Annotated in this window: 17 protein-coding genes and 1 pseudogene; all 18 read left to right on the forward strand. The window is 57.3% G+C overall.

The annotated features are described in order from the left end of the window. The first annotated feature begins 292 nt into the window (after positions 1-292). On the forward strand, positions 293-490 hold the full coding sequence (locus MFP24_RS08505; RefSeq protein WP_249229858.1) for a hypothetical protein: 198 nt from the start codon (positions 293-295) through the stop codon (positions 488-490). Between the two features lie 48 nt (positions 491-538). Continuing rightward, positions 539-2308, forward strand: a complete 1770-nt coding sequence (gene tagH, locus MFP24_RS08510; RefSeq protein WP_249229857.1) for a type VI secretion system-associated FHA domain protein TagH — start codon at positions 539-541, stop codon at positions 2306-2308. A 2-nt stretch (positions 2309-2310) separates the two neighbouring features. Then, the gene (locus MFP24_RS08515) at positions 2311-3105 is read left to right on the forward strand and encodes a PP2C family protein-serine/threonine phosphatase (RefSeq protein WP_249229856.1); all 795 of its coding nucleotides are present in this window, start codon (positions 2311-2313) and stop codon (positions 3103-3105) included. A 21-nt stretch (positions 3106-3126) separates the two neighbouring features. Next, positions 3127-4098 (forward strand): hypothetical protein, encoded by a 972-nt coding sequence (locus tag MFP24_RS08520; RefSeq protein ID WP_249229855.1) that lies wholly within the window; start codon positions 3127-3129, stop codon positions 4096-4098. A gap of 17 nt (positions 4099-4115) precedes the next feature. After that, positions 4116-4931 carry a type VI secretion system accessory protein TagJ gene (locus tag MFP24_RS08525; RefSeq protein ID WP_249229854.1) on the forward strand — a complete coding sequence of 272 codons (816 nt, stop codon included), beginning with the start codon at positions 4116-4118 and terminating at the stop codon, positions 4929-4931. Further along, complete coding sequence (gene tssE, locus MFP24_RS08530; protein ID WP_249229853.1) at positions 4924-5493, forward strand: type VI secretion system baseplate subunit TssE; 570 nt, start codon at positions 4924-4926, stop codon at positions 5491-5493. The genes MFP24_RS08525 and tssE overlap by 8 nt, the downstream gene beginning before the upstream one ends. A 2-nt stretch (positions 5494-5495) precedes the next feature. Continuing rightward, entirely contained in the window at positions 5496-7367 is a 1872-nt protein-coding gene (gene tssF / locus MFP24_RS08535; protein ID WP_249229852.1) for a type VI secretion system baseplate subunit TssF, read from the forward strand. Beyond that, entirely contained in the window at positions 7364-8407 is a 1044-nt protein-coding gene (gene tssG / locus MFP24_RS08540) for a type VI secretion system baseplate subunit TssG (RefSeq protein WP_249229851.1), read from the forward strand. Before tssF ends, tssG begins: the two co-directional genes overlap by 4 nt. A gap of 112 nt (positions 8408-8519) precedes the next feature. Then, the gene (gene tssH, locus MFP24_RS08545; RefSeq protein WP_249229850.1) at positions 8520-11132 is read left to right on the forward strand and encodes a type VI secretion system ATPase TssH; all 2613 of its coding nucleotides are present in this window, start codon (positions 8520-8522) and stop codon (positions 11130-11132) included. A gap of 26 nt (positions 11133-11158) precedes the next feature. Continuing rightward, the gene (locus MFP24_RS08550; protein WP_249229849.1) at positions 11159-12631 is read left to right on the forward strand and encodes a serine/threonine protein kinase; all 1473 of its coding nucleotides are present in this window, start codon (positions 11159-11161) and stop codon (positions 12629-12631) included. Between the two features lie 53 nt (positions 12632-12684). Then, positions 12685-14574, forward strand: a complete 1890-nt coding sequence (locus MFP24_RS08555) for a type VI secretion system Vgr family protein (RefSeq protein WP_249229848.1) — start codon at positions 12685-12687, stop codon at positions 14572-14574. Positions 14575-14598: 24 nt separating this feature from the next. Continuing rightward, a complete protein-coding gene (locus MFP24_RS08560; RefSeq protein ID WP_249229847.1) occupies positions 14599-15663 on the forward strand; it encodes a PAAR domain-containing protein in 1065 nt (354 codons plus the stop codon). 24 nt (positions 15664-15687) lie between these two features. After that, positions 15688-16134 carry a hypothetical protein gene (locus tag MFP24_RS08565; RefSeq protein ID WP_249229846.1) on the forward strand — a complete coding sequence of 149 codons (447 nt, stop codon included), beginning with the start codon at positions 15688-15690 and terminating at the stop codon, positions 16132-16134. A 15-nt stretch (positions 16135-16149) separates the two neighbouring features. After that, complete coding sequence (locus MFP24_RS08570; RefSeq protein ID WP_249229845.1) at positions 16150-17238, forward strand: hypothetical protein; 1089 nt, start codon at positions 16150-16152, stop codon at positions 17236-17238. A gap of 207 nt (positions 17239-17445) precedes the next feature. Then, positions 17446-20019, forward strand: coding sequence for a type VI secretion system tip protein TssI/VgrG (tssI, locus tag MFP24_RS08575; protein ID WP_249229844.1), 2574 nt, complete (start codon positions 17446-17448; stop codon positions 20017-20019). Then, entirely contained in the window at positions 20016-20744 is a 729-nt protein-coding gene (locus MFP24_RS08580) for a hypothetical protein (protein WP_249229843.1), read from the forward strand. Before tssI ends, MFP24_RS08580 begins: the two co-directional genes overlap by 4 nt. A 194-nt stretch (positions 20745-20938) precedes the next feature. After that, complete coding sequence (locus MFP24_RS08585) at positions 20939-21379, forward strand: DcrB-related protein (RefSeq protein ID WP_249229842.1); 441 nt, start codon at positions 20939-20941, stop codon at positions 21377-21379. 3 nt (positions 21380-21382) lie between these two features. After that, a pseudogene (locus MFP24_RS08590) lies at positions 21383-24763 on the forward strand (DUF6531 domain-containing protein); the annotation flags it as partial. Positions 24764-24891 lie beyond the last annotated feature (128 nt).

Here is a 24891-nt window from a genome sequence, read left to right on the forward strand (position 1 = left end):
CAACTATTTTTGAGCAACCACTATATCAAAAGGCGCTGAAACACCTCCATTAATAGAGGATCTCCGGTTGATGATCGGAATTTTAAAATAAACATTAACAACCAAGAAGTTTGGGTACTTTATTTCCGGTAGAGAATTCAATCAAAATGATGACAATGTCTGTTTTGTTGGTTAGTCAGTCAATAAACCAGAAATTATCAAACTAATACCACCAATAGGTTTCAGCAACTGGGAAGCAGAAGTTTGTAATAAAACAAGATCTGTCGGTATCATTTCTGCTAAAGATAGCGCCGTGGTTAAACTGGCGATTGTATATGAAGCGACTTCGCCTAATTCCATCGCCAACGAATCTATTGTTTTCAATATAGATAAAAATAACAACCTGGGAATCGATGCAACGTTGACGGATAAAATCGGTTCATTGGGCGCAAACAATATTGCAGAGCTCAGAGAGTTAATTTTAGCCCCCAAACCGCACGGGCCTCGTTGAGACCCGCGCCGTTTGAGCGCTAATCATATACCCAGGCAGGAATACGCTATGCGATTCACAATCATCACCACCAAACCCGGTCATCAGCCACCGCAGAGTAGCTGCGATTTTAGCCCGCCGGGGGGAACTATTGGCCGCGGCACCGATAATAATCTGGTTTTGCCGGATAATGACCGCGCCATTTCGCGGCTGCAAGCGATTGTCCATATCTCCGCCGATGGCGAATGCCGTATTACCAACCGCGGTAATGTGACGCGCATGATGCTGAACGACGTTCCCCTGGATCGCGGTCGTCAGGTTGAACTTCAGGACGGCGATATCCTCGGCATCGACGAGTATCGTCTGCAAGTCAGCGAACTGACGCTGAACGCCAGTCCGGCTCCCGGCAACGCGGCGGCGGCCCAGCGTCCGGCGCAGACGCCGCCGGCGGAAAACGTCCCCACCGCCGTGCCGGCGGAAATTTGGGATAGCCTGATGCAGGAGTTTTCCATTTCCGACAATATTTCCGGCGCCCGTTCAAGGCCGCCGGAAGAGCCGCTGATCAATCCGTTTAGCGCGCCGCAGGAACCAGAGCGCAACCCGGAAGATCCGCTGGCGCATTTCGATACGCAAGAGCCGCTGTTTGACAAAAAGCATGTCGAAACCGACCAGCTTTTCAACAATGAAGAACTCTTTAACAGCGATAGCATCTTCAACGATGCCACGCCCACCACGCTGACGCCGTCGGGCAACGCATCATCTCCCCAGGCAAACGACGAAGAAAACGAACTGGATCCACTTGCGCTTTTCGCCGGCGCGGGCAGCGGCAAATCCCATATCAATAGCGAGGATCCGCTCGGTCTGCTGGGCGGCGCGCTGCCGCTGACGCAGCCTGACGACGCGGAAATAGCTCCCGAACCGCAAAGCGTTCCGCGGTCCGAAGCGCCAGCGACGGCGGATAATGAAATTCCCGCGCCGGCGAAGGAAAATACGCCCTTCTCCTACTCCCCGGCGGATAACTCATCCTTGTTGAGCGATGAACCGGAGGAGGAAACGCCGCGGAGTCAGGAGCAGGAGCCACAGGATTACGCCAGCATCACCCTGCCCACCCCGCAGACCGTACAACGCAGCGCCAGCCAGACGCCCACCGGCCGCCTGCGCATCGACCCGGTAAACACCAGCGATGCGCAGAGCCGCGCGGCGGCATCATCCGTACGCGGCGATGTACTGCATGGCGAACTGCTGGAAGCATTACTCGAAGGCATGGGGCTGGGCGATATGCAGCCGATCCCGCAGTTTGACCGGGACAGCATGCATCAGCTCGGCCAGATGCTAAGCATGTTCTCGCAGGGCACCGTGGCGCTCCTGTCCTCGCGCTCTATTCTGAAGCGCGGCGTAAAAGCGGATATGACCATGGTGCTGGATGACGCCAACAACCCTTTCAAACTGCTGCCTTCCGGCAAAACGGTGCTGATGCAGATGTTTGGCTCCCGTATGCCGGGTTTTATGCCGCCGAAAAAATCGGTGCGCGATGCGCTTATCGACCTTCAGGCGCACCAGTTGGGAATGATTTCCGGTATCCGCGCCATTATTGCCGCCATGCTGCAATCCTTTAATCCGGACCTGCTGGAGGAAGCGGCGAAACGTGACGGCGCCACCTCGCGGCTGTCGCTATCCACCAGCCGCAAAGCGGCGCTGTGGGACTATTTCGTTCGTCAATACAATGATACCGCGGGCGAAATCGAAGACGATTTCCATACCTTGTTCGGCGAAGCCTTCCTGCACGCCTACGACATGGAAGTGAACCAGTACAAAGACTCACAAAGCGGATCGGAATAACGATGAATATCAATACGGCCTCACTTTCCAGGCAAGGCGCTCGCGCCAGCAACCAGGATCAGATCGGTGAGACCATCGGCGAGCGTTCGGCTTGCTTTGTGGTATGCGACGGCATCGCCGGACTACCGGGAGGCGATGTGGCGGCGAAACTCGCCCGCGACGCCATCCTTTCACGGTTTGACGGCGATAATCACCTGAATGCGCAGCACATTCGCGACTACGTGAATGAAGCGAACCATAGCATCCGCAGCGAACAGAAAGCGGCGAAAGATTATCATCGCATGGGCACGACGCTGGTCAGTTTATTTATCGACCGGGATTACCAGCTCGCTTACTGGGTGCATGCCGGCGACAGCCGCCTCTATCTGTTTCGCCGCGGCTGGCTCTACCAGGTCACCACCGACCACAGCCTGATTCAGCAGATGAAAGACGCGGGACACCAGACCGACGGCATTAACGACAACCTGCTCTACTTCGCCCTCGGTATGGACGATGAAGGCCGGGAATCCAGCTACAGCGACGTGGTGCCGATTGAAGACGGCGACGCGTTTTTACTCTGCACCGACGGTTTCTGGCATGGCGTCAGCGAAGAACAGATGAAACAGTCGTTGCATATGGTGAAGTCCCCGCAGGATTGGCTGACGCTGATGAACCAGATTCTGTTGAAAAACGAGCATCGGACGCCGGGCAAGCAGGACAATTACAGCGCAGTGGCCGTCTGGATCGGCGAGCCTCAGGACACCACCCTGCTACATTCGCTTTCTGACGCCGAGCAGTTTCTCCCCCTCCGTGATTGATTAAGGCTAACAAGGATTTTTATGAAACTTTGGCTTTCGGGTTTGGCCCTGCTTGCGGTATCCGCCAGCGCTCAGGCAGAAAATTACCGGATTGTTCAGTCCACCTCCCAGAAACTGGATGTCTGGATCGACAACATCAAAGACAACACACCGAAAAGCTGGTGCACGGCGGAGCTATCGCTGCGCGTTGTGGCTAACGGCGATAAAAAAATCAGCGTACTGGAATCCTTTATGCCCCGCCTGGGTTCGCTGCTGGAAAGCCAGTGCGCCAAGCTTGACGTGATTCACTGGCAGTTTAACCAACCCGACGGCACCTCGATCGCTCAGGGAAACGCCGTCAAAATTAACGACTGGGCGCCGATTATCCCAGCCAGCCAGCCGGTGGAACAGGCCGTGAATACTCCGCCGCAGGTGCGCGTCGAAGATCTATCGCCTCCCGCCGACCAGACTCCGTGGCTGAAATTCAGCCTGCGGGATGGTTGCTATCTGCGCACCTTCTGGCAAGGGGGCCCCCATGCGCCGGCGCTGTTTATTCCGACCGTTGGCGATGACAAATGTGAAACGGACGTCTGGCTAAACGGCCGCTACGACGTCACTCAGCTGAGCGCCGACGGCGAAAAGAAGATCGCCATAACCTTCGTACAGGGTTTCCCGGTGATTGGACTGAACAAAAAAGCCGACGCCGAAAAACTGACCATCGCCAGCGCTAACAACGAACGTATGGTGGTCAGCGACGGACGCCTGGCGCAAAGCTGGATGATCCTGCCCTACGCCGCAGACCTTAACGCCTGGCGGGCGAACGGCACCGTGGCGGTGGAAGTGCCGCACGATCTGGCCGGTAACGACGAACGCCTGCGTTTACGTCTGGAAGAGGTGCGTAAAGTCTGGTCCTCCTGGCTGGAGCCGGGCGCCAGCCTGACCATTGTGCTGGTCGACGCCTTGTATCCGCAGCTGCGCGATCCGGCGGCCGGCGCATACCGCACGCTGAAGTAACCCCCTCAGGAGCCATGATGCAAACTCTTTATCAACAACTGGCGAGCGCGTCGCTCGCCGACACGCTGACGCGCCTTGAAAACGACATCAAAAGCCAGCCAGCTAACGCCGATCTGCGCGCGGCCTTTGTGCAGTTGCTGTGCCTGGCGGGGAACTGGGGACGCGCGCTGATCCAGCTAAAAAGCTGGCTGGCGCTGAAACCACAGGCGAAACCGACCATCACCCTGCTGGAACAGGCGATTACCGGCGAACAACGGCGTAGTGAAGTCATGGCAGGGCGCGCCCGTCCGAATATGCCGGATACCCAGTGGCCGTGGCTCGCTCCGCTATTGGATGCGCAGCGCGCCCGCGACGCCGAGGCCGCCGGCGCGCTGCGCGCGGCCGCGTTCGAACAAGCCGACCTCAACCCGGGAGCACTAAGGTCGCAGGATGGCGCCCATCGCTTCGACTGGCTGATGGACGGCGATGCCCGTCTGGGACCGGTGTGTGAAATCATTGTCAACGGCCGCTACTTCTGGCTGCCGTTTAGCGCCATCGCGGAAATGCGTTTTCAGGCACCGGCGAGCGTCACCGATCTGGTGTGGCGGCATACCTCGGTCAGACTGGTGGACGGCACCGAACAGGTCTGCCAGATCCCGGCGCGTTATCCGCTGACGGAAGACGCCGAAGAGCGCTTCCTGCTGGCCCGCGCCACCGAATGGCAGACGATAAACGGCGCAGGAGAACAGTATCTGGGGCTCGGTCAGAAAGTATGGCTCAACGACAGCGACGAGTTCCCGTTGCTCTCGCTCGATAGCCTGATATTCGCCACGGATGAAGACGGGCATGAATAAGCCGTATCGCGAAGAGGGGAATAACCTGCTGCACAGCGGCTGGCGGTTTCGCCGCGGGCAGGAGACCATCGGCGCGCGCGATAAAATGCAGCCCTCGCTGCTCGACCGCCTGACGGACGACGCGCCCGACAAACGCAAGGAGCCGGTCAACGGCAATCTGATTTCTCACAGCACGCTGCGCCGCCACGTGCTGCGCGACCTGCAATGGCTGTTCAACACCATCAACAATGAAGCGCAGCACGATTTAAGCGGTATGGATCACATTCGCCGTTCGGTGCTCAATTTCGGCGTCGCCCCGCTGGCCGGACAACGAATGTCCGACATTGAATGGCAGGATATTCAGCGCAAGCTCACCGAGGCGATTTTGCACTTTGAACCGCGCATCCTGCCGCAGGGGCTACAGGTGCGCTGCGTCTCCGACCCGAAATCCCTCGACCTGCACAACGTGCTGTCGATTGAAATCAAAGGCCGGCTGTGGTGCGTGCCCTATCCGCTGGAGTTTCTGTTCCGTACCGATGTGGATCTTGAAAACGGCTACTTTGAACTGAAAGACGCGGGGTGAACATGGAGAGTAAACTGCTCGACTATTACAACCGTGAGTTGGCGTATCTGCGCGAAATGGGCGCGGAATTCGCCGAGCGCTATCCCAAGGTGGCGGGACGTCTCGGCATGCGCGGCATCGACGTGGCGGACCCGTATGTCGAACGCTTGATGGAAGGTTTTGCCTTTCTTACCTCGCGCGTGCAGCTAAAAATGGACGCTGAGTTCCCGCGCTTTTCCCAGCGTCTGCTGGAAATGATCGCCCCCAACTACCTGGCGCCGACGCCCTCGATGGCCATTGCGGAACTGCACCCCGACGGCGCCAAAGGCGATCTGAGCAACGGTTTTGTGGTGCCGCGCGGCACCATGATGGACAGCCAGACCCTGAAGAAAAGCGGCGTCACCTGCAGCTACGCCACGGCTCATGACGTCACGCTGCTGCCGCTGCACATCGGTCTGGCGGAGCTTGGCGGCGTGCCCGCCGACGCGCCGCTCGGCCAGCTTGGTTTAAGCCAGCGCGGCGCGGTGAGCGCGCTGCGCGTGCGCGTGGCGTGCGACGGCCCGGTCAACCTCAGGCACCTTGATTTCGACCGTCTCGACTTTTTCCTCAGCGGTCCCGATATTCAGGCGCTGAAACTGCTGGAATTGCTGATGGAGCACCAGGTAGGCATCGTCTGCCAGACCCTGGGGCCGAATCCGGCGCGCATCGTCCTTGGCGATGACGCCCTGCGCCAGGAGGGCTTCGAAGCCGATCAGGCCCTGCTGCCGGACGACTTGCGGAACTTCGACGGCTACCGCCTGCTGCATGAATATTTCGCCTTCCCGGCCCGTTTCCAGTTTATCAGCGTGCGCGGCCTGCGCCCGCTGCTGGCGCAAAGCGGCGAGGTCAAGGCATTCGACATCATCATTCTGCTGGATAAGGCCGACGCGCAGCTTGAGCGAGTGGTGGATAAAGACCATCTGGCGCTGCATTGTACGCCGGTCATCAACCTGTTTCCCAAAGTGGCCGAACGCCAGAAAATCAGCGACGCCCAGCATGAATATCATCTGGTGGTGGATAATATCCGTCCTTTGGATTACGAAATTTTCGCGGTGCAAAAACTCTACGCCAGCGTGGATGGGCTGCACGATGAGCAGGTTTTTCGCCCGTTCTGGAGCACCTGGAGCCGGGATGGCGACAACTACGGCGCCTATTTTTCGCTGCGCCGCGAACAGCGCGCGCTTTCCGAACATGCTCTGCGCTATGGCGCCCGCACCGGCTACGTCGGTTCGGAGGCGTTCGTCTCGCTGGTGGATGAACATCACGCGCCGTGGCGCGACGATTTGCGCTATATCACCGCCGAAGTATTGTGCACCAGCCGCGATTTGCCGCTGATGCTGCAACAGGATCTCGGCCAGTTCGTGATGCCGGACTCCCTGCCGGTACGCGCGCTTACGATGCGTAAAGGTCCGACGCCGCCGCGCCCGGCGCTGGCGGAAGGGCTCAGCACCTGGCGGCTTATCAGCCAGCTGCAAATGAACTATCTAAGCCTGATGGATAGCGATGACGGCGAAGGCGCGGCGGCGTTGCGCCAGCTGCTCGGCCTTTACGCCCAGCTTGCGGAAACGCCGGTGGCGCGGCAGATCGAAGGTATCCGCCACTGCGTGCTGGAGCCGGTGCACCGCCGGGTGCCGGAGCCGGGTCCGATTGTGTTTGCCCGCGGCGTGGGCATCACGCTTACCGTGGATGAACAGGCATTTTCCGGCTCCAGCCCCTGGCTGCTGGGAAGCGTGCTGGAACGCATGTTCGCCCGCCTGGTGGCCATGAACAGTTTTACCGAATTCACCCTCAAAAGTCAGCAGCGCGGTGAAGTCGGCTACTGGGAGCCTCGCATGGGTAAAAGGGCGTTGATATGAGCGAGACGCTGCCAGCCTGCACTCCGATACGGCGTCTGACGCCGCTGTCGGAAACGTTCTGGGACGCGGTAATGACCGCGCCCTGGCGCTACGACCTGTTCCAGCTTCTGCGGCGCCTGGACGCTCAGGGCGGCGAACGTTACCTGCTTGGGCGCGCGCCGCTGCCTCGCTTTGAACCGCTGCGCATCGGCCAGAAACCGTCCATGGCCTTCGCCCCCTCGACGATTGCCGAAGTGAGTTCACGCGATAACTCGCCGCTGCACGATGTCGCTATTTTAAGTTTCGGCCTCTTCGGCCCCAACGGTCCGCTGCCGCTGCATATGACCGAATATGCGCGCGAGCGCATTTATCATCATCAGGACGATAGCCTGAGCGCCTTTGCGGATCTGTTTCACCACCGCCTGACGCTGCTTTTTTACCGCGCCTGGGCCGACGCGCAGCCGACGGTTTCCCTCGACCGGGAAGATGACAAACGCTTCGAGCGGTATCTCGCATCGCTCATCGGGATGGGGCAACCCGGCCAGATGGAAAAAGGCGGTCTCAGCCACCACGCGCGCTACGCGCTTGCCGGGCATCTCTCGCGTCACGGACGCGACGCCGAAGGGCTGGAAAAGATCCTGCGCCACTATTTTCAGGTGCCGGTTCGGCTGGTGGAGAATGTCGCGCAGTGGATGTCCCTCACCGCCGGTGAACAGGCGCGCCTTGGCGCGGGCAGACGCGTGCCGCGCCTGGGGAAATCAGCCTTCCTCGGCGTTGCGGTACGGGATGCGCAGCATAAATTTCGCCTTGAGCTGGGACCGCTGGATCTCGAAACCTACCGGCGTTTCGTGCCGGGCGGCGCCTGGGTATCGGAACTGCGCGACTGGATACGCCAGTATCTGGGGATCGAATACCTGTGGGAAGTGCGCCTGATTTTGCACCAAGAGGCCGTCTGCGGCGCCGCGCTCGGCGACAGCGCGCCGTTGGGTTACGCCACCTGGCTCGGTCATCAGCCGCAGCCCGCGCCGCGCGGAGATCTGGTATTTAGCGTGGAGAGGTAAAGCAAAACGTTTTCCCTTTTTATGGTGTTTACGCATTTCTCCCCCTGTGCGTACGCCCGAAAATAATACTGCCTGTTGCGTTCATTACGCATCTTGATAAACGGAATCGATCATGTCAGAAATCAGCCGCGCCGTACTGTTCGGCAAATTGGACACGCTGTTATTTACCTCGCTGGAAAGCGCCACCGCCTTTTGCAAACTGCGCGGCAACCCCTACGTAGAGCTGACGCACTGGCTGCATCAACTGATGCAGCAGCAGGATGGCGACCTGCAACAACTTATCCGCCACTTTTCGCTGGATGAGGTGGCGCTCAGCCGGGATATTGTCGCGGCGCTGGATAAATTGCCGCGCGGGGCCAGTTCGATTTCCGATCTCTCCGAACATATCGACAGCGCCGTGGAGCGCGCCTGGGTCTACGGATCGCTGAAATTCGGCGTCAACCGCATCCGCGGCGGTCATCTGCTGATTGGCATTCTGAAAACGCGAAACCTGGCAAACGTACTGAGGGGCATTTCGCCGCAGTTCGATCGCGTCAGCGCCGACGAGCTGACCGATCGCTTCGATGCCATTTTTGCCGCCGGCAAAGAAACGCAGCAGGCTGCCGCCGCCCCGCCGGAAGCGGGAAGCGCGCCTGCCCAGCAAAGCACGCTGTCGCAGTACGGTCAGGATCTGACGCAACGGGCGCGCGAAGGGAAAATCGACCCGGTGGTCGGGCGCGACGGAGAAATTCGCCAGATGGTCGATATCCTGATGCGGCGGCGCCAAAACAATCCGCTGCTGACCGGTGAGGCGGGCGTCGGGAAAACCGCGGTGGTTGAAGGTCTGGCGCTGCGTATCGCTAATGGCGACGTGCCGGAGCCGTTGCAGCAGGTGCAACTCTGGCTGCTGGATATCGGCATGTTGCAGGCGGGCGCCGGGATGAAAGGCGAATTCGAAGCGCGTCTGCAAGCGCTGATCAACGAAGTTCAGGCCAGCGCCACGCCCATCATCCTGTTTATCGACGAAATTCATACCCTGATTGGCGCCGGTGGCCAGCAAGGAACCGGCGACGCCGCCAATCTGCTGAAACCGGCGCTGGCGCGCGGACAGCTACGCACCATCGGCGCCACCACCTGGGCCGAATACAAAAAATATATCGAAAAGGATCCCGCCCTCACCCGCCGCTTCCAGACCGTACAGGTGCATGAGCCGGATGAAGAAAAAGCCTTGCTGATGCTGCGCAGCGCCGTCTCGCCGTTGGAAAAACATCACCGCATATTGCTGTTGGACGAAGCGGTGAACGCCGCGGTCAAACTTTCACATCGCTATATTCCCGCGCGCCAGTTGCCGGATAAGGCGATAGCGCTGCTGGATACCGCCTGCGCCCGCGTGGCGGTCAGCCAAAGCGCACCGCCGGCGCAGTTGGAGAATTGCCTGCACCGTATCGCGGCGCTCGAGGTGGAAAACGACATCGCCGAACGCGAAGCTCGCGTGGCAATCGGTGATAACGAGCGTCTGACGCGGCTGAAAGCGGAAAAGGAAGAGCTTGAAGCCGAACGGGATGCGCTGACCGCGCGCTGGGAACAGGAGCGCGAACTGGTGGATGGGATTATCGCGCTGCGGGCGGAACTGCATGCCGCCGATGAAGACGCGCAGCCGGAGCTGCGTGAAAAACTGGCGCAGCGTCAGCAAGCGCTCGGCGAGCTGCAGGGAGAAACGCCGCTGTTATTCGCCGCGGTGGACGCTAACGTCGTCGCCGCCGTCGTCTCCGACTGGACCGGCATCCCGCTGGGCCGCATGGTTAAAAATGAAATCGACGCGGTGCTGAATCTGGCCGACACCCTCGGTCAGCGCGTTATCGGCCAGCGCCACGGCCTGGAGCTGATCGCCAAGCGCGTTCGCACCTCCCGCGCCAGCCTGGACGATCCGAACAAACCGGTAGGGGTGTTTATGCTCTGCGGCCCCTCCGGCGTGGGCAAGACCGAAACCGCGCTGGCGCTGGCCGAATCGCTCTACGGCGGCGAACAAAACGTCATTACCATCAATATGAGCGAGTTCCAGGAAGCGCACACCGTCTCCACGCTCAAAGGCGCGCCTCCGGGTTACGTGGGCTACGGCGAAGGCGGCGTGTTGACCGAAGCGGTGCGCCGCCGTCCGTACAGCGTGGTGCTGCTTGATGAAATCGAGAAAGCCCACCCGGATGTGCACGAGATCTTTTTCCAGGTGTTCGACAAAGGCTGGATGGAAGATGGCGAAGGGCGGCATATCGATTTTCGCAACACCATCATTATTCTCACCTCCAACGTCGGCACCGAGCTTATCAGCGCCATGTGCGCCGATCCGGATCTGATGCCGGATCCTGACGCGCTGACGGGCGCGCTGCGTCAGCCGCTGTTGCAGGTTTTCCCGCCGGCGCTGCTGGGCCGCCTGCTGGTGGTGCCCTACTACCCGCTCAGCGATGCCATGCTGGAAGAGATCGTGCGCCTGCAACTCAAACGCATTCAGCGTCGGCTGGAGGAAAATCACGGCATTATTTCCCAGGTGGACGACAGCGTCATTACCCAGATTGTTCAGCGTTGTACCGAAGTTGAATCCGGTGGCCGTATGGTCAGCGCCATTCTTACCAATACTCTGCTGCCGCAGATGAGCCAGATTCTGCTCACCGCCAGCGCGCGCAATGAAAATTATCGTCGCCTGCATGTGACTTTCTCACAGGGTGAGTTCCAGTGCCAGTTTGCGGCCTAACGCCATCATCAAGAGAGTTTTCCAATATGACGGATCACAATAACAACCGGACCGTGCCTAATGCGTTACCGCCTGGGTATCGTTTCAATGAGTTTGAAATTAAGGAAGTGATTGGCGGCGGCGGATTCGGCATTGTCTATCGCGCCTGGGATCATCAACTGGAGCGCACCATCGCCATTAAAGAGTTTATGCCCTCAACGCTTGCGGTGCGCAACGACGACATGACGCTGGTGCTGCGCAGCGAGCGTTTCGGTAAGGCGTTTACCGCCGGGCTGAACAGCTTTATTCAGGAGGCGCGGCTGCTGGCGCGGTTTAGCCACCCGAATCTGCTGCACGTGCTGCGTTTCTGGGTACAGAACGATACCGCCTACATGGGCACCGCGTTTTATAGCGGCACCACGCTTTCCAAACTGCGCGAGGCGCGCCCGGAGCTGATTAACGAAGCCTGGATCCGCCGCACGCTGCCGATGCTGTTCGGGGCCATCAAGACCATTCATGACGAAGGCTACCTGCACCGCGATATCTCGCTTGATAACATCCAGATCCAGGATAACGGCCTGCCGGTGCTGCTGGACTTCGGCTCGGCGCGCCGCAGCATCGGCAATGTTTCCGACGAAACCGAAACCATGCTGCGCCCCGGCTTTGCGCCCATTGAGCAATACACCGACGACAACGAAAGCGAACAGGGTCCGTGGACCGATATCTACGCGCTGGGCGCCGTGCTGCATACCCTGATCGTCGGTTCGCCGCCTCCTGTCAGCGTGGTGCGCAGCATTCAGGATGGCTATCAGCCGCTGGCCGAACGCCGCCTGGAAGGGTATTCGCTGCCGCTGCTACAGGCGGTAGACCGCGCGCTGGCGCTGAAAATTGAAGAACGTCCGCAGTCTATCGCCGAATTCTCCGCGCTGATTGAAATGCCGGTGGCGGCCCTGAGCGATGTGCTGGGCATCAAAAAGCCAGGCACCATGCTGGTGCCGGTGGACGCCGCTCAATCCCCACTCTCTCCTCTCGACTGGAAGCGCTACAAAGTGCCTGGACTGATAATCGTCGGCGCGCTGGCGGGGCTGGCGGCCGGAGGGCTGTTCTTCAGCGGCGCGCCTGACAACGCGCCACAAGCACCAACGGCCGAAACGGTGCAGTCGCCGCCCCCTGCGGCGCAGGTTGCTACGCCGCCGGTCCAGACGCAGACGCCAACCGCCGTCGCCGCGGCGACGGAAACACCCGCGCAGACCGCGGTCAGCGTACCGGCGGAAGCGGCGCCAGAGGTCAGCGTCCCTGCCGTGCGCGTTGAACCGGTAGCGCAGGTCTATGTACGCCTGGGTGGAAGCGAACGGCTCACGCTCAACGGCAAACCGCAGACGGCAGCGCCTGAGGCCAATGGCTTCGCTTCGCTGCAACTGCCGCCAGGCGAATACGAACTCACGATCCTGGGTAACGGCCAGCCCCGCAGTCAAACCATTACCGTGGGCAAACCCGGCACCTGGCTTATCAACCCTTAACGTCAACGCTGCGTGTGGCGTCTGCGCCATACTTTCCATTCCAGGATATATTTATGCTCAACCGTATCACCGTACAGTTGCCCGTGGAGGGCCTGCTTTTCTGGAAGCTCGACGGCAGCGAGGCGCTGTCCGACTCCTTCTCTTTCGCCCTCACCCTGCTCGGCACCGACGCCCGTATCGACCGCAGCCAACTGCTCGGACAGCCCGTTACCGTCACCCTGCCGACCCAGAACCTGCTCGCCAACCGCTACCTCAACGGCAAGGTCACCCGCGTCGCCGTCAGCGCCGTCGAACTCTCCGGCACACGCTACGCCGTCTACACCCTCACCGTCGAGCCCGACCTCTGGCCCATGAAGCGCGACCGCAACCTGCGCATCTTTCAGGAGCAGACCGTCCCGCAGATTGTCAAAACCCTGCTCGCCGAATATCAGGTCAACGTCGAGGACAAACTCACCGGCAGCTACCGCGTATGGAACTACTGCGTTCAGTACCAGGAGAGCAGCCTGAGCTTTATCCAGCGCCTGATGGAGCTCGAGGGCATCGCCTACCACTTCCGCCACGAGCCCGACCGCCATACCCTGGTGCTGACCGATGCGGCGCAGCAGTATGAACCCTTCGCCGGCTACGAGTTCATCCCCTATCATCAGACCCCCTCCGGCGGTAGCACCGACGAGGAAGGCATCAGCCAATGGGCGCTGGCCGACAGCGTGACGCCGGGCATCTACAGCCTGGACGACTATGATTTCCGCAAACCCAACGCCTGGCTGTTCCAGGCGCGCCAGAATCCCGCCTCGCCGACGCCGGGCAGCATCGACGTTTATGACTGGCCGGGGCGCTTTGTCGACCACGACCACGGCGAGTTCTACGCCCGTATCCGCCAGGAACGCTGGCAGGTGGAGCACCAGCAGATTCAGGGCACCGCCACCGCCCTTGGCGTCACCCCGGGCTGTACCTTTACCCTCACCAACGCCCCGTTCTTTAGCGACAACGGGACATACCTCACCACCGGGGTAACCTACCATTTCGAAGAAAACCGCTACGCCAGCGGCGCCGACAGCCAGACCGTCCACCGCATCGACTTTGCCGTTATCCCCGCCTCCGTGCCCTTCCGCCCCGCCCAGGTCACCCCCTGGCCGCGCACCTACGGTCCGCAGACCGCAAAAGTGGTCGGCCCCGAAGGCGAATCCATCTGGACCGACAAATACGGCCGGGTCAAGGTGAAGTTCCACTGGGACCGGCTGGCCAAGGGCGACGACACCAGCTCCTGCTGGGTGCGCGTCTCCAGCGCCTGGGCGGGACAGGGATTTGGCGGCGTACAGATACCGCGCGTGGGCGATGAAGTGGTGATTGACTTTATCAACGGCGACCCCGACCGCCCGATTATCACCGGCCGCGTTTACAACGAAGCCAGCATGCCGCCCTGGGCGCTGCCGGCCGCGGCTACCCAGATGGGCTTCTGTAGCCGCAGTAAAGATGGACATAAGGATAATGCCAATATTTTACGTTTTGAGGATAAAGCAGGTCAGGAGCAAATCTGGATCCATGCGGAAAAAAACATGGATACCGAGGTTGAACATTGTGAAACCCGTAACGTGGGCGTTAACGCTACGCACAACACCGGAGCTAAACACATCATAAATGTCGGTAAAAATGAAACCGTTTTAACGATGGATAAAGCGGGTAATGCTCTGCTCGAAACAACCGCCAGCATCAAACTGAAAGTTAAAGATAACTATATTCTCATCACGCCATCAGCCATTGAAATCAACGTCACTGAAGGGAACCTGTTGGCGGAAAGTGTGGAAGAAGCCTCTTTTAAAGGCCAGGATTTAACCACGCTAGGTGGTGGAACAAATACTGAACTCAAAGCAAATGACACCGTGAATATAACCGGAACCAACACTACGGACATTAAAGGCGCCATCATAAAAATTAACAGCTAACTTTTCGGGATAAGGATAATTGTTATGGGAAAGCCAGCTGCCAGAGCATTGATTGATACCGGTGCTCATACCGGGCCAATACAATCAGGAAGCCCCAACGTTATTATTGGCGGTTTCCCCGCAGCAAGAAAAAATGATGCTGTGTCATGCTCTAAGCACGGTTCAGGCAGTATCGTCGGAGGCTCCGGTTCCGTATTTGTTAATGGTTTGCCTTTAGCCCGATTGGGGGATAAAACGCAGTGCAACACCGGTGGCGGCGCTGCCGCTGCAACCCCCAAAGCAAATCCGCCGCAATACTGGGGCGGTTCGCTCGCTAAACAAGCCGGCGAAGATGGCATGATGCACGGTAAGAATTTCGACGCCCGTATACTGGGAGCCTATGCCAGTACAGAAAATAAAAGCGGCAGCGGCGGCCATGATACGGCATCGGTTGGATTTGCGCTTGCCGATATCACCCAGGGCAATATGAAAAGCCAGGACATCTTAAAGGGAGAAATGCGCACCAAAGTTGCCGTCGCCAATGCTACTGGAACAATCTATGGGGAAAATCAGGACATTGGCGGCTTCAATGCCAGCGCCACCGCCACCGGTATTCAGTATGGCGGCACCGCGGGTGTAGGGAAAGAGGGGACGCTATACGGCGGCGTGGCGGGGGATGTGGTAATTGGTAGCGCTGAAGCCAAGGTTGTCAGCGAAACCTATTCCGGCGATAAAGGGCGTTGGGGGTTTTCAGGCGAAGTGGGAGCGGAAGCGTCGGCAATAAAGGGAGAAGCCGTTGGTAACGTCGATATTTTTGGTGTTGTTGTCGCGGATGCCAAGATTGGCGGGAGCTTGGGGAGCGTGGGGGCATCTGGTGGACTGACTGGCTATCTTGACTCGACTGACTATTCATTAAACCTCAGGGTTAGCGGTGAACTGGCTCTTCTTGTCGGTCTAAAAGGTGATGTTGGAGTAAAAGTATCCTGGAAGCCCGTTTCCAACTTATATTATAAATTTTTGGGAGGAGAAACAGATGCAATATCCACACCGCCTCTAAGTGGTGATGGAACTATAATCACTGGCTGTGTTACTGTGTTGGTCGGCGACTAAAAGATTAATGGAGAGTAAAACAGAATGAAATGGTTTGGATTTATTATTTTCTGGATAATGACATTATTATATATCTGGAATGGAAAAGATTCTTTTACCAAAAGGGAGTGGGGGATTTTTTTTATAAAATTTATTACCATATTAGCAGCTTGTATTTTGCTTGTATTGCTATCAATCGCTATACTTTCTGTATATCCAATTATTTCAGTGCATACAGCGAAAACAATTACGACTATCCTGCCCTTATCTTTACTATCTATGCTAGGAATGAAGTTCCTCGTAGTCATGCTCTGCACCATGTTCAGCCGAATACTGGGCTTCCATCAGCAGCATAACACTGCTGAAAATCATGCAAAATTATCATCCCTTTCAAACAATTTTGGCCCGGCGCTCTTGATACTGGCAAAATGTCTTGTCTCCGCTGGGAGCATACTGATTTTTTACGGCATATGGATCGGCACAACTTACTGAGTATACGGGATTTTTATGGACTTCAATAATAACTATGATTTTCCAGTGACGTCAGCATTTACTCAAGATGAGATGCAGGAAAAGTTCTGGAAATGCCTCTATACCTCGTCAGATAAAAATATGCTCCACTATTGGGTGATTTTACCCAAGCGGGTTAAACCCGCCGAATTAACCCCGATTAATTTTCCCGATGTGGGGTTAACCAATATCGGGCGCTACATCACGGCGGATTCATCGCCTTATCTGGAAGTATGGGCCGCCTATGAACGCTGTCCTTGGGAAATGAACGCCGCCGATTGGTTGTTTAAAAAGCTGTCCATTATGGGAGAGAAAGTACTTCACCAGCGTATTATCAACAATCCCGCCGGAAGCGGAACATTTGCTGACGTGTTAACGATAAAAACGCATGCTTCGGGCGACGAAGTCGTATCACGCTATACCGTTCAGAAAGACTATAATCCCGTGGAAGGCGGTGGTAACTATTTTTTGTTAAAAGCATCCGTAGCTTCTCGTGATTATTCCGAACTGGCTAACGATATCCATTTTATCGTGGTTAACTGGGACCTATTACATCGTAGTAACTTAGCGTTGGCAGAGTTGTTGACGACTGTCCCCCTCAGTAATGATATGACCAGTTCATTCAAAATTCCCGCTTCCTGGCAAGCAAAAACCATTGCGAACAATCGTTTGGTTATTGAGCACACCATCAATGATATTAATTATGGTGTGATTAACCTGTATTTATATGCTAAATCTTCATCCCCAACGCCAGAAGATGTGTATAATAAATCGACTGCGCGTTTTCAGGAAAATAATAATTCAGTTTCTCTTGTTGCTAATGAAATAGAACCTATCCCCAATGATATTAATGCTTCACTAGGTGAAGAGTTATATACCTGTACAGGTGAAATTTTCAGTGCCGAAGAAAATATGAGAGCCCTGTATCAGATGTATATTTTTAGCTGTGCTGATTTATGGTGTTACGTAGAACTGGTTGGTCAGCATAAAAATAATAAAAACTATCATTTTGAAGTAAACAAGCGCTGTATGGAAATACTCCTGACCACATTTCATATGGTGAGATCGGTTAAGTCTGGTTTGTAAGCATATATCCATACTTACGTCGCCATGTTTTTTTCGCCCGGCCTTTTCGTGGTCAGCTAACGTTGGCCACAGTATCTGACCCACCAAGCCTGTTTCCCATTTATTAAATATAAAAAACACAAGGAAGCGGAATTTTCCTTACTTCTTTCAATGTGTTGTATCGACAAGTAGAACACCGACATTCTCCACTTACATGGATTGAACACTATGCTCAACCGTATCACCGTACAGTTGCCCGTGGAGGGCCTGCTTTTCTGGAAGCTCGACGGCAGCGAGGCGCTGTCCGACTCTTTCTCTTTCGTCCTCACCCTGCTCGGCACCGACGCCCGTATCGACCGCAGCCATCTGCTCGGCCAGCCCGTTACCGTCACCCTGCCGACCCAGAACCTGCTCGCCAACCGCTACCTCAACGGCAAGGTCACCCGCGTCGCCGTCAGCGCCGTCGAACTCTCCGGCACACGCTACGCCGTCTACACCCTCACCGTCGAGCCCGACCTCTGGCCCATGAAACGCGACCGCAACCTGCGCATCTTTCAGGAGCAGACCGTCCCGCAGATTGTCAAAACCCTGCTCGCCGAATATCAGGTCAACGTCGAGGACAAACTCACCGGCAGCTACCGCGTATGGAACTACTGCGTTCAGTACCAGGAGAGCAGCCTGAGCTTTATCCAGCGCCTGATGGAGCTCGAGGGCATCGCCTACCACTTCCGCCACGAGCCCGACCGCCATACCCTGGTGCTGACCGATGCGGCGCAGCAGTATGAACCCTTCGCCGGCTACGAGTTCATCCCCTATCATCAGACGCCCTCCGGCGGTAGCACCGACGAGGAAGGCATCAGCCAATGGGCGCTGGCCGACAGCGTGACGCCGGGCATCTACAGCCTGGACGACTATGACTTCCGTAAACCCAACGCCTGGCTGTTCCAGGCGCGCCAGAATCCCGCCTCGCCGACGCCGGGCAGCATCGACGTCTATGACTGGCCGGGGCGCTTCGTCGACCACGACCACGGCGAGTTCTACGCCCGTATCCGCCAGGAGCGCTGGCAGGTGGAGCATCAGCAGATTCAGGGCACCGCCACCGCCCTTGGCGTCACCCCGGGCTGTACCTTTACCCTCACCAACGCCCCGTTCTTTAGCGACAACGGGACATACCTCACCACCGGGGTAACCTACCATTTCGAAGAGAACCGCTACGCCAGCGGCGCCGACAGCCAGACCGTCCACCGCATCGACTTTACCGTCATCCCCGCCTCCGTGCCTTTCCGCCCGGCGCCGTCCACCCCCTGGCCGCGCACCTACGGTCCGCAGACCGCAAAAGTGGTCGGCCCCGAAGGCGAATCCATCTGGACCGACAAATACGGCCGGGTCAAGGTGAAGTTCCACTGGGACCGGCTGGCCAAGGGCGACGACACCAGCTCCTGCTGGGTGCGCGTCTCCAGCGCCTGGGCGGGCCAGGGATTTGGCGGCGTACAGATACCGCGCGTGGGCGATGAAGTGGTGATTGACTTTATCAACGGCGACCCCGACCGCCCGATTATCACCGGCCGCGTTTACAACGAAGCCAGCATGCCGCCCTGGGCGCTGCCGGCTGCGGCTACGCAGATGGGTTTTATGAGCCGTTCGAAAGACGGCTCGCCGGACAACGCCAACGCCCTGCGTTTTGAGGACAAAATGGGGGAAGAGCAGTTGTGGATCCAGGCCGAGCGGAATATGGACGTAAGCGTGAAAAATGACGCCACCCGCTCCATCGGCAGCAACCACAGCCATTACGTGCGCAAAAACGAGCTCCACCGCGTGGAAGCCAATCAATTGCAGGCGGTAAAAGGCGGCACGGAAATTCTCACCGGCCAAGGGAAACTTGACGCGGTGGTGGAAAAGTACGAACTGGCCTCCGGCACCACGCTGCGGCTGGTGTGCGGCAAAAGCGCCATCGAACTTCAGGCGGGCGGACAGATCAATCTGGTGGGCACCGGCTTTAACCTGTTTGTGGAAGGCGACGGCCATATCTCCACCAGCGGCGGCAAGCTGTATCTGAATACGTCCGGCGCCCAACCGGGAACCACCGCGCCGGGCCCGGATCATAAATCGGATATCAATGCGGCGGTGGAGGCACAGTTCTCGCCGGGAAAGGAGAGTAATAAAGGTGCCGCCGCACCCGCGGCGGCCGCAAAGCCTGCTGCACCAGCGGTCAGGCAACAGGCGCAGAGTGGGAAAAAGGCAACAACCACTCCCGACGATACGGATAATTTTTCTAAAATATCATCAATTATTTTGCAACATGAAGGGGGATATAAAAACGATCCGGAAGACCCAGGAGACCCGACAAATAAAGGTATTTCATGGCCTACATGGACGAAATTCGCAAAAGAGGATCTAGGTGTTGAACCGACTTTAGATAACTTAAAAAAAATCACAACACAACAGGCAGAAATCATCTATAAAAAAAGATATTGGGACCCAAGTGGTTTTAACAATATAGAAGATCCAAAGTTAGCCTTGATGTCTTATGATTGGACCATAACATCAGGCGGAGCCGGAAAACAGATTCAGAAACTTTTAAATAATGAATTTGGAGGAAATTTATCTACAGATGGTGTCATTGGACCAAAAACAATTGAAGCCATGAATAACGTGGCAGACTCTGAACTTTTGACGACTCGAATTTCTGAGATAAGAAAGGATTATTACAAACTATTAGTTGACAAAAACCCAGCCAATAAGAAATATATAAACGGTTGGTTAAATCGTGTTGATGATTGTTTATCTATGGAGATAAAATGAAAAATTTTAAATTCATCGCCATACTATCTTTATTAGCAAGTACAGCACCGGCATTTGCTGAAACATGCTTTGATGGAACATGGCAAGGAGAGGTCTTAGGTGGAGATAACGGATTACCAAAATCAACCTTCGCGTTAACATTAAGTCAGATTGAAAATAATTTGACAGGTAGATATTGCTATGTGGGAAAATCTGGCAATAAGACTGATTGTTCCATCAATGCAGACAACATCCATGGCATTGTAAAGTCTAACAACTCAGCAATACTACATTTTTATTCTGACACTCATGGAGAGGATGGTGAAATTGAACTATCTCGCGATGAGAATGAAATTGAATGGAGAATAAATTCAGAGCCTGCCGGTAATAGATATTATTACCCCAGAACATACAGTCTAGAAAAAGCCTCCCCTAAAAAAGAGGGATTCTCAGTAAGAAGATCGCTTAAAACTGAAGACTTTACCATAACAATCATTAATTATTGTGGGGGATTCTATAAAAAATGTGATGATACTTCATACATAGGGATTAGAAATTCTGACAAAAAGGCGATAATGCTTAATGGAAAAACATTTACCGGAAATGAAGATAGCGTTAACGGATATGAGTTTAAAAATAAAAATATAATTTATCGCATAAGTATTAATGATGCATCAATTGAAATTATACAAAACAGTAAAACATTGAAAAAACAGTCAGGTATCTGGAATGACATAAGCCAGTGAAAAAGGTGAGGTCAGCAATTCTTTCGAAAAAATAAATCCAGATTGACTCCGGATGCTGTTCTCACACGCCACAATCTAATAAGCACGCTTTCAACAAAAACAACTTTTTATCATAACTTTTAATTAATTTTTCAGGATAGGACGGATGCCGCAGAAAAATGCGGCAGCGTTTCCCCTTTTAAAATGGGCTTATTATGAAATACACCCTTCAGGAAGGCACATTTTCACTGTTTCCCGCCGCATGGCAGGATACCACCCTCAATATTCTGCGCGACGACGCCAGCGGCCTGTCGGTCGTGGTCAGCCGCGGCCCTATCCCTGACGGCAGCGATCTCGAACGAGAGCTCCACCGCCAGTGGGACACGCTGCGCCCTCAGATGGGCGATATCACCCAGAGCAAGTTTATCCGGGTGAACGTCGGGCCGAAACAAGCCATTCCCGCCGTGGAAGTGGAAAGCGCCTTTGAGCGCAGCGGCCAGCGCCTGTGGCAAAAACAGCTCGCCGTGCAAACGCCGGGCAAGCCGGTTTTGCTGCTGTTTACCCTCTCCGCCCTGCGCCCCTTCAGTGAAGACGATGCGCAACGCTGGGAAAATCTCAAATCCAGTCTGGCGCTGAACGAACATCAGGACGATTAAAGCATGAGCGACAACAACGCGGCCCGCAAGGACGATGAAATCATCCACTCCAGTATTTTTGCGGATATCACCAGTATTGTGGCGGAAGGGATTGCCTACGCGGCTATCGGTGCGGCCGTTGCCGCAGCCGCTACCGTGGCCGCCCCCCTTCTTGGCGCCGGTGCGGCTGCGGCGGGCGTGGCGGCGGTGGGGTCAAGCTGCCTGCTGAGCGGGATTGTCGGCGGCGCGCTGGCCAACGCGGCGGGGATTACCGATAACATCAGCAACGCAGCCGAAGGCATCGGCAACTCCCTATTCCCCCCTTCCCCGGCCGGCTTGATTACCTCCGGGGCATCGGACGTACTGACCAACGGCAAACCCGCGGCCCGCGCCGCCGGTACGCTCAGCACCGCCGAGACGCCGCCCCCCGAGCCTCAGTCTCCGACCAGCTTCGCCGACTATGGCGGTATGCTACTGGCCGCCGCTGCTCAATTCGGCAGCGAGATGTGGCAACCCTCGGTTGCCTCTGCGGCTTCGGGCACCTCGCCGCTGGAAGAAGACGCCGTCGCCTGCCAAAAACACAGCGGCCCGCAATATCTGGCGGAAGGCTCTAAAAGCGTCTTTATCAACGGTCAACCCGCCGTACGCGCCAAGGATCGCACCACCTGCGAAGCGACCATCTCGGACAACGTCTCCCCCGATGTCATTATCGGTGGTGAAACCCTCATCGTGCGTGATATCAAAAGCGGCAAAACACCCGGGCTGGCCGTGGCGATGATCGCACTCTCGCTCATGCGCGGCCGCCCCAGCAAAGTCATTAAGAACATGCCCTGCGCGCTTGCCTCAGCCGGCGGCGGGATGCTGGCCGATATGGCGGTAAATGCCGTCTTCGCCACCTCGAATCCAGTGCATGCCGCCACCGGCGTGAAAGTGCTCAATGATGATAACGAACTCGACTTCACCCTGCCGGGCTGTTTTCCTCTGCGCTGGCAGCGCAGCTATAACAGCCTGACTACGCGCGCAGGGCTGTTCGGCCTGGGCTGGGCCACCGCCTTCGATAGCTACCTGATGCTGGATAAAGGCGATGTCATTTTCTTTGACGATACGGGTCGTGAACTGCGTTTTGCCCTGCCGCCGGTCAACCAGGCGCTCTACAGTATCAGTGAAGGGATGATGGTACGCCGCAACGAAAACGGCGATGTCGCCATTGCCGACGACGACGGCGCGGTATGGCGGCTGTTCAAACCGACCCGCATCAATCCGAATGAACTTCGCCTGGCATCGCTCAGCGATGAATACGGCAATACGCTGGAAATGGGCTGGGACGAACAGGGCCGGCTGGTGCGTATTCACGATGCGCCCTGCGCCATCGACGTCACGCTGGCCTATGAAGATACGCGCTTTCCGTCACGCGTCACGGCCGCCAGCCATTTTGACGGCGACCGTCACTGGCCACTGACGACCTACCGCTACGACGCGCGCGGACAGTTAGCCGCGGTGACCGACGCCAGCGGCGTCGTTACCCGCGAGTACCGTTATAACGACGACGGCTTGATGGTCTGGCACCGCCTGCCGGGCGGGCTGGAGAGCGAATACCGCTGGCAGAAGTTCGACCACTGGCGCGTGGTGGAAAACCGCACCAGCACCGGCGACGGCTGCCGCATTGATTACGACCTCGACACCGGGCTGACCACCGTTATCCACGGCGACCGGACGCGCCGGCACTACTGGAACGCGCAGGGGCTTATCACCCGTTTTGTGGATGAACGCGGCGAAGACTGGCGCTTTGAGTGGAACGACGATGAGCTGCTGACCCGCCGTATCGACCCGCTCGGCAACGCCGTAACGTTCGTCTATGACGACCAGGGCAACCGGGTGCAGGAGATTGACGCCAACGGCAACGTCCACACAACCCAGTGGCTGGCGCATCGCGCCATTCCGGCATCGCTAACCGAACCGGGCGGCGCCACCACGCGCTTTTACTATGACGAACATCACGGCCTGGCGCGCGTGGTGGATGCGCTCGGCCAGTCAACGATTTACCGCCGCGACGAACAGGGGCTGGTGGTCGAGGAAGTGGACGCCGCCGGTAATACCCGGCGTCAGGAGTATAACGACGCCGGTCAGGTGATACGCGCAACGGACTGCTCGGGGCGCATCACCCGTTATCATTATCACCCGCTGGGGTGGCTGGAAGCCGAAGTCACGCCGGACGGCGAGGAGACCCGTTACCACTACGACGCCGCCGGCCGTCCGGTACAGTTGGAACGCCCGGAAGGCTGGCAGGAGCGGCTCGCCTGGAACGAACGCGGGCTGCCGCAGGTCCACGAGGCCGCCGACGGCAAGCGTAGCGAGTTCCTTTACGACAAGGCCGGGCGCCTGGTGGCGACCCGCAACGCGCAGGGCGAAGAAGTCCGCCGCGCCTGGGACGGTCGCGGTAGATTGACGGCATTGAGCAATGAAAACGGCGAAACCTACCGCTTCCACTGGGGGTCGGACTCGCTGCTGCGCGAGGAAACGGGGCTGGATGGCGTGGTCACACGTTACGACTACGATGCCTGCGGCCGCCCCGTTTCCCGTACTTTCGCCGCCGGGCATCCGGAGGCCATTACCCATACCTTTGCCTACAGCCCCGCCGGGCAGCTCCTTGCCCGCACCACGCCGGAAGGACAGACGCGCTATCACTATGCGTCGTCGGGACTGCTCAGCAGCGTGACGCTTCATCCCACGCTGGGGGAGAACGCCTGGACCCGCGAAGCCGAGCAAACGCTGGCCTTCGACTACGACGCCCTGGGCCGGTTGGTCAGCGAACAGGGTGAGCACGGCGCGCTGGAATGGACGTACGACGCGCTGGGCAATCGCACCAGCGTACAGTTGCCCGACGGCCGCAAACTGAAACACTTCTACTACGGCAGCGGCCATCTGCTCGGTATCGCCCTCGACCGTCTTACGATAACCGACTTTACCCGGGACGAACTGCACCGGGAAATCAGCCGCACGCAGGGAACGCTGACCTCACGCAGCGAATATGACCGGCTCGGCCGTCTGCACCGCCGGGACGTATTTCTCGGCAACGCGCAGCGTCCCGCCCCGCGTCAATGGGCGCGCCGCTGGGATTACGATTACCGCAACAACCTTATCCGCGAAGAGCGCGACGACAACCTGTTCAACGCCACCCGCTGGCAGTACGACGGCGCCGGACGTCTGCTGACCCAGGACGGTGCCCTACCCGGCCGCGAACAGTGGCGCTGGGACGCCGCCGGGAACCCGCTCGACAATATCGACAGTCTGCCGGTGCGCCATAACCGCGTGTCGCAGTTGAACGGCATCCGCTGGCGTTACGACGTGCACGGCCGCACCGTCGAAAAAGACAACGGCCACACCCGCTGGCAGTACCGCTACGATACCCCCCTCTGGCAGGATAGTTGACACCCCATACTGAAAATCTCAATGGGGGCAACGGAGCCTGATATGAAACGTTATTCACCGGAACGTAAAGCCGCTGTGTTGGCCAAATTACTTCCGCCTTACAA

Source organism: Brenneria tiliae (assembly GCF_023347575.1).
GTDB classification, from domain to species: Bacteria; Pseudomonadota; Gammaproteobacteria; order Enterobacterales; family Enterobacteriaceae; genus Brenneria; species Brenneria corticis.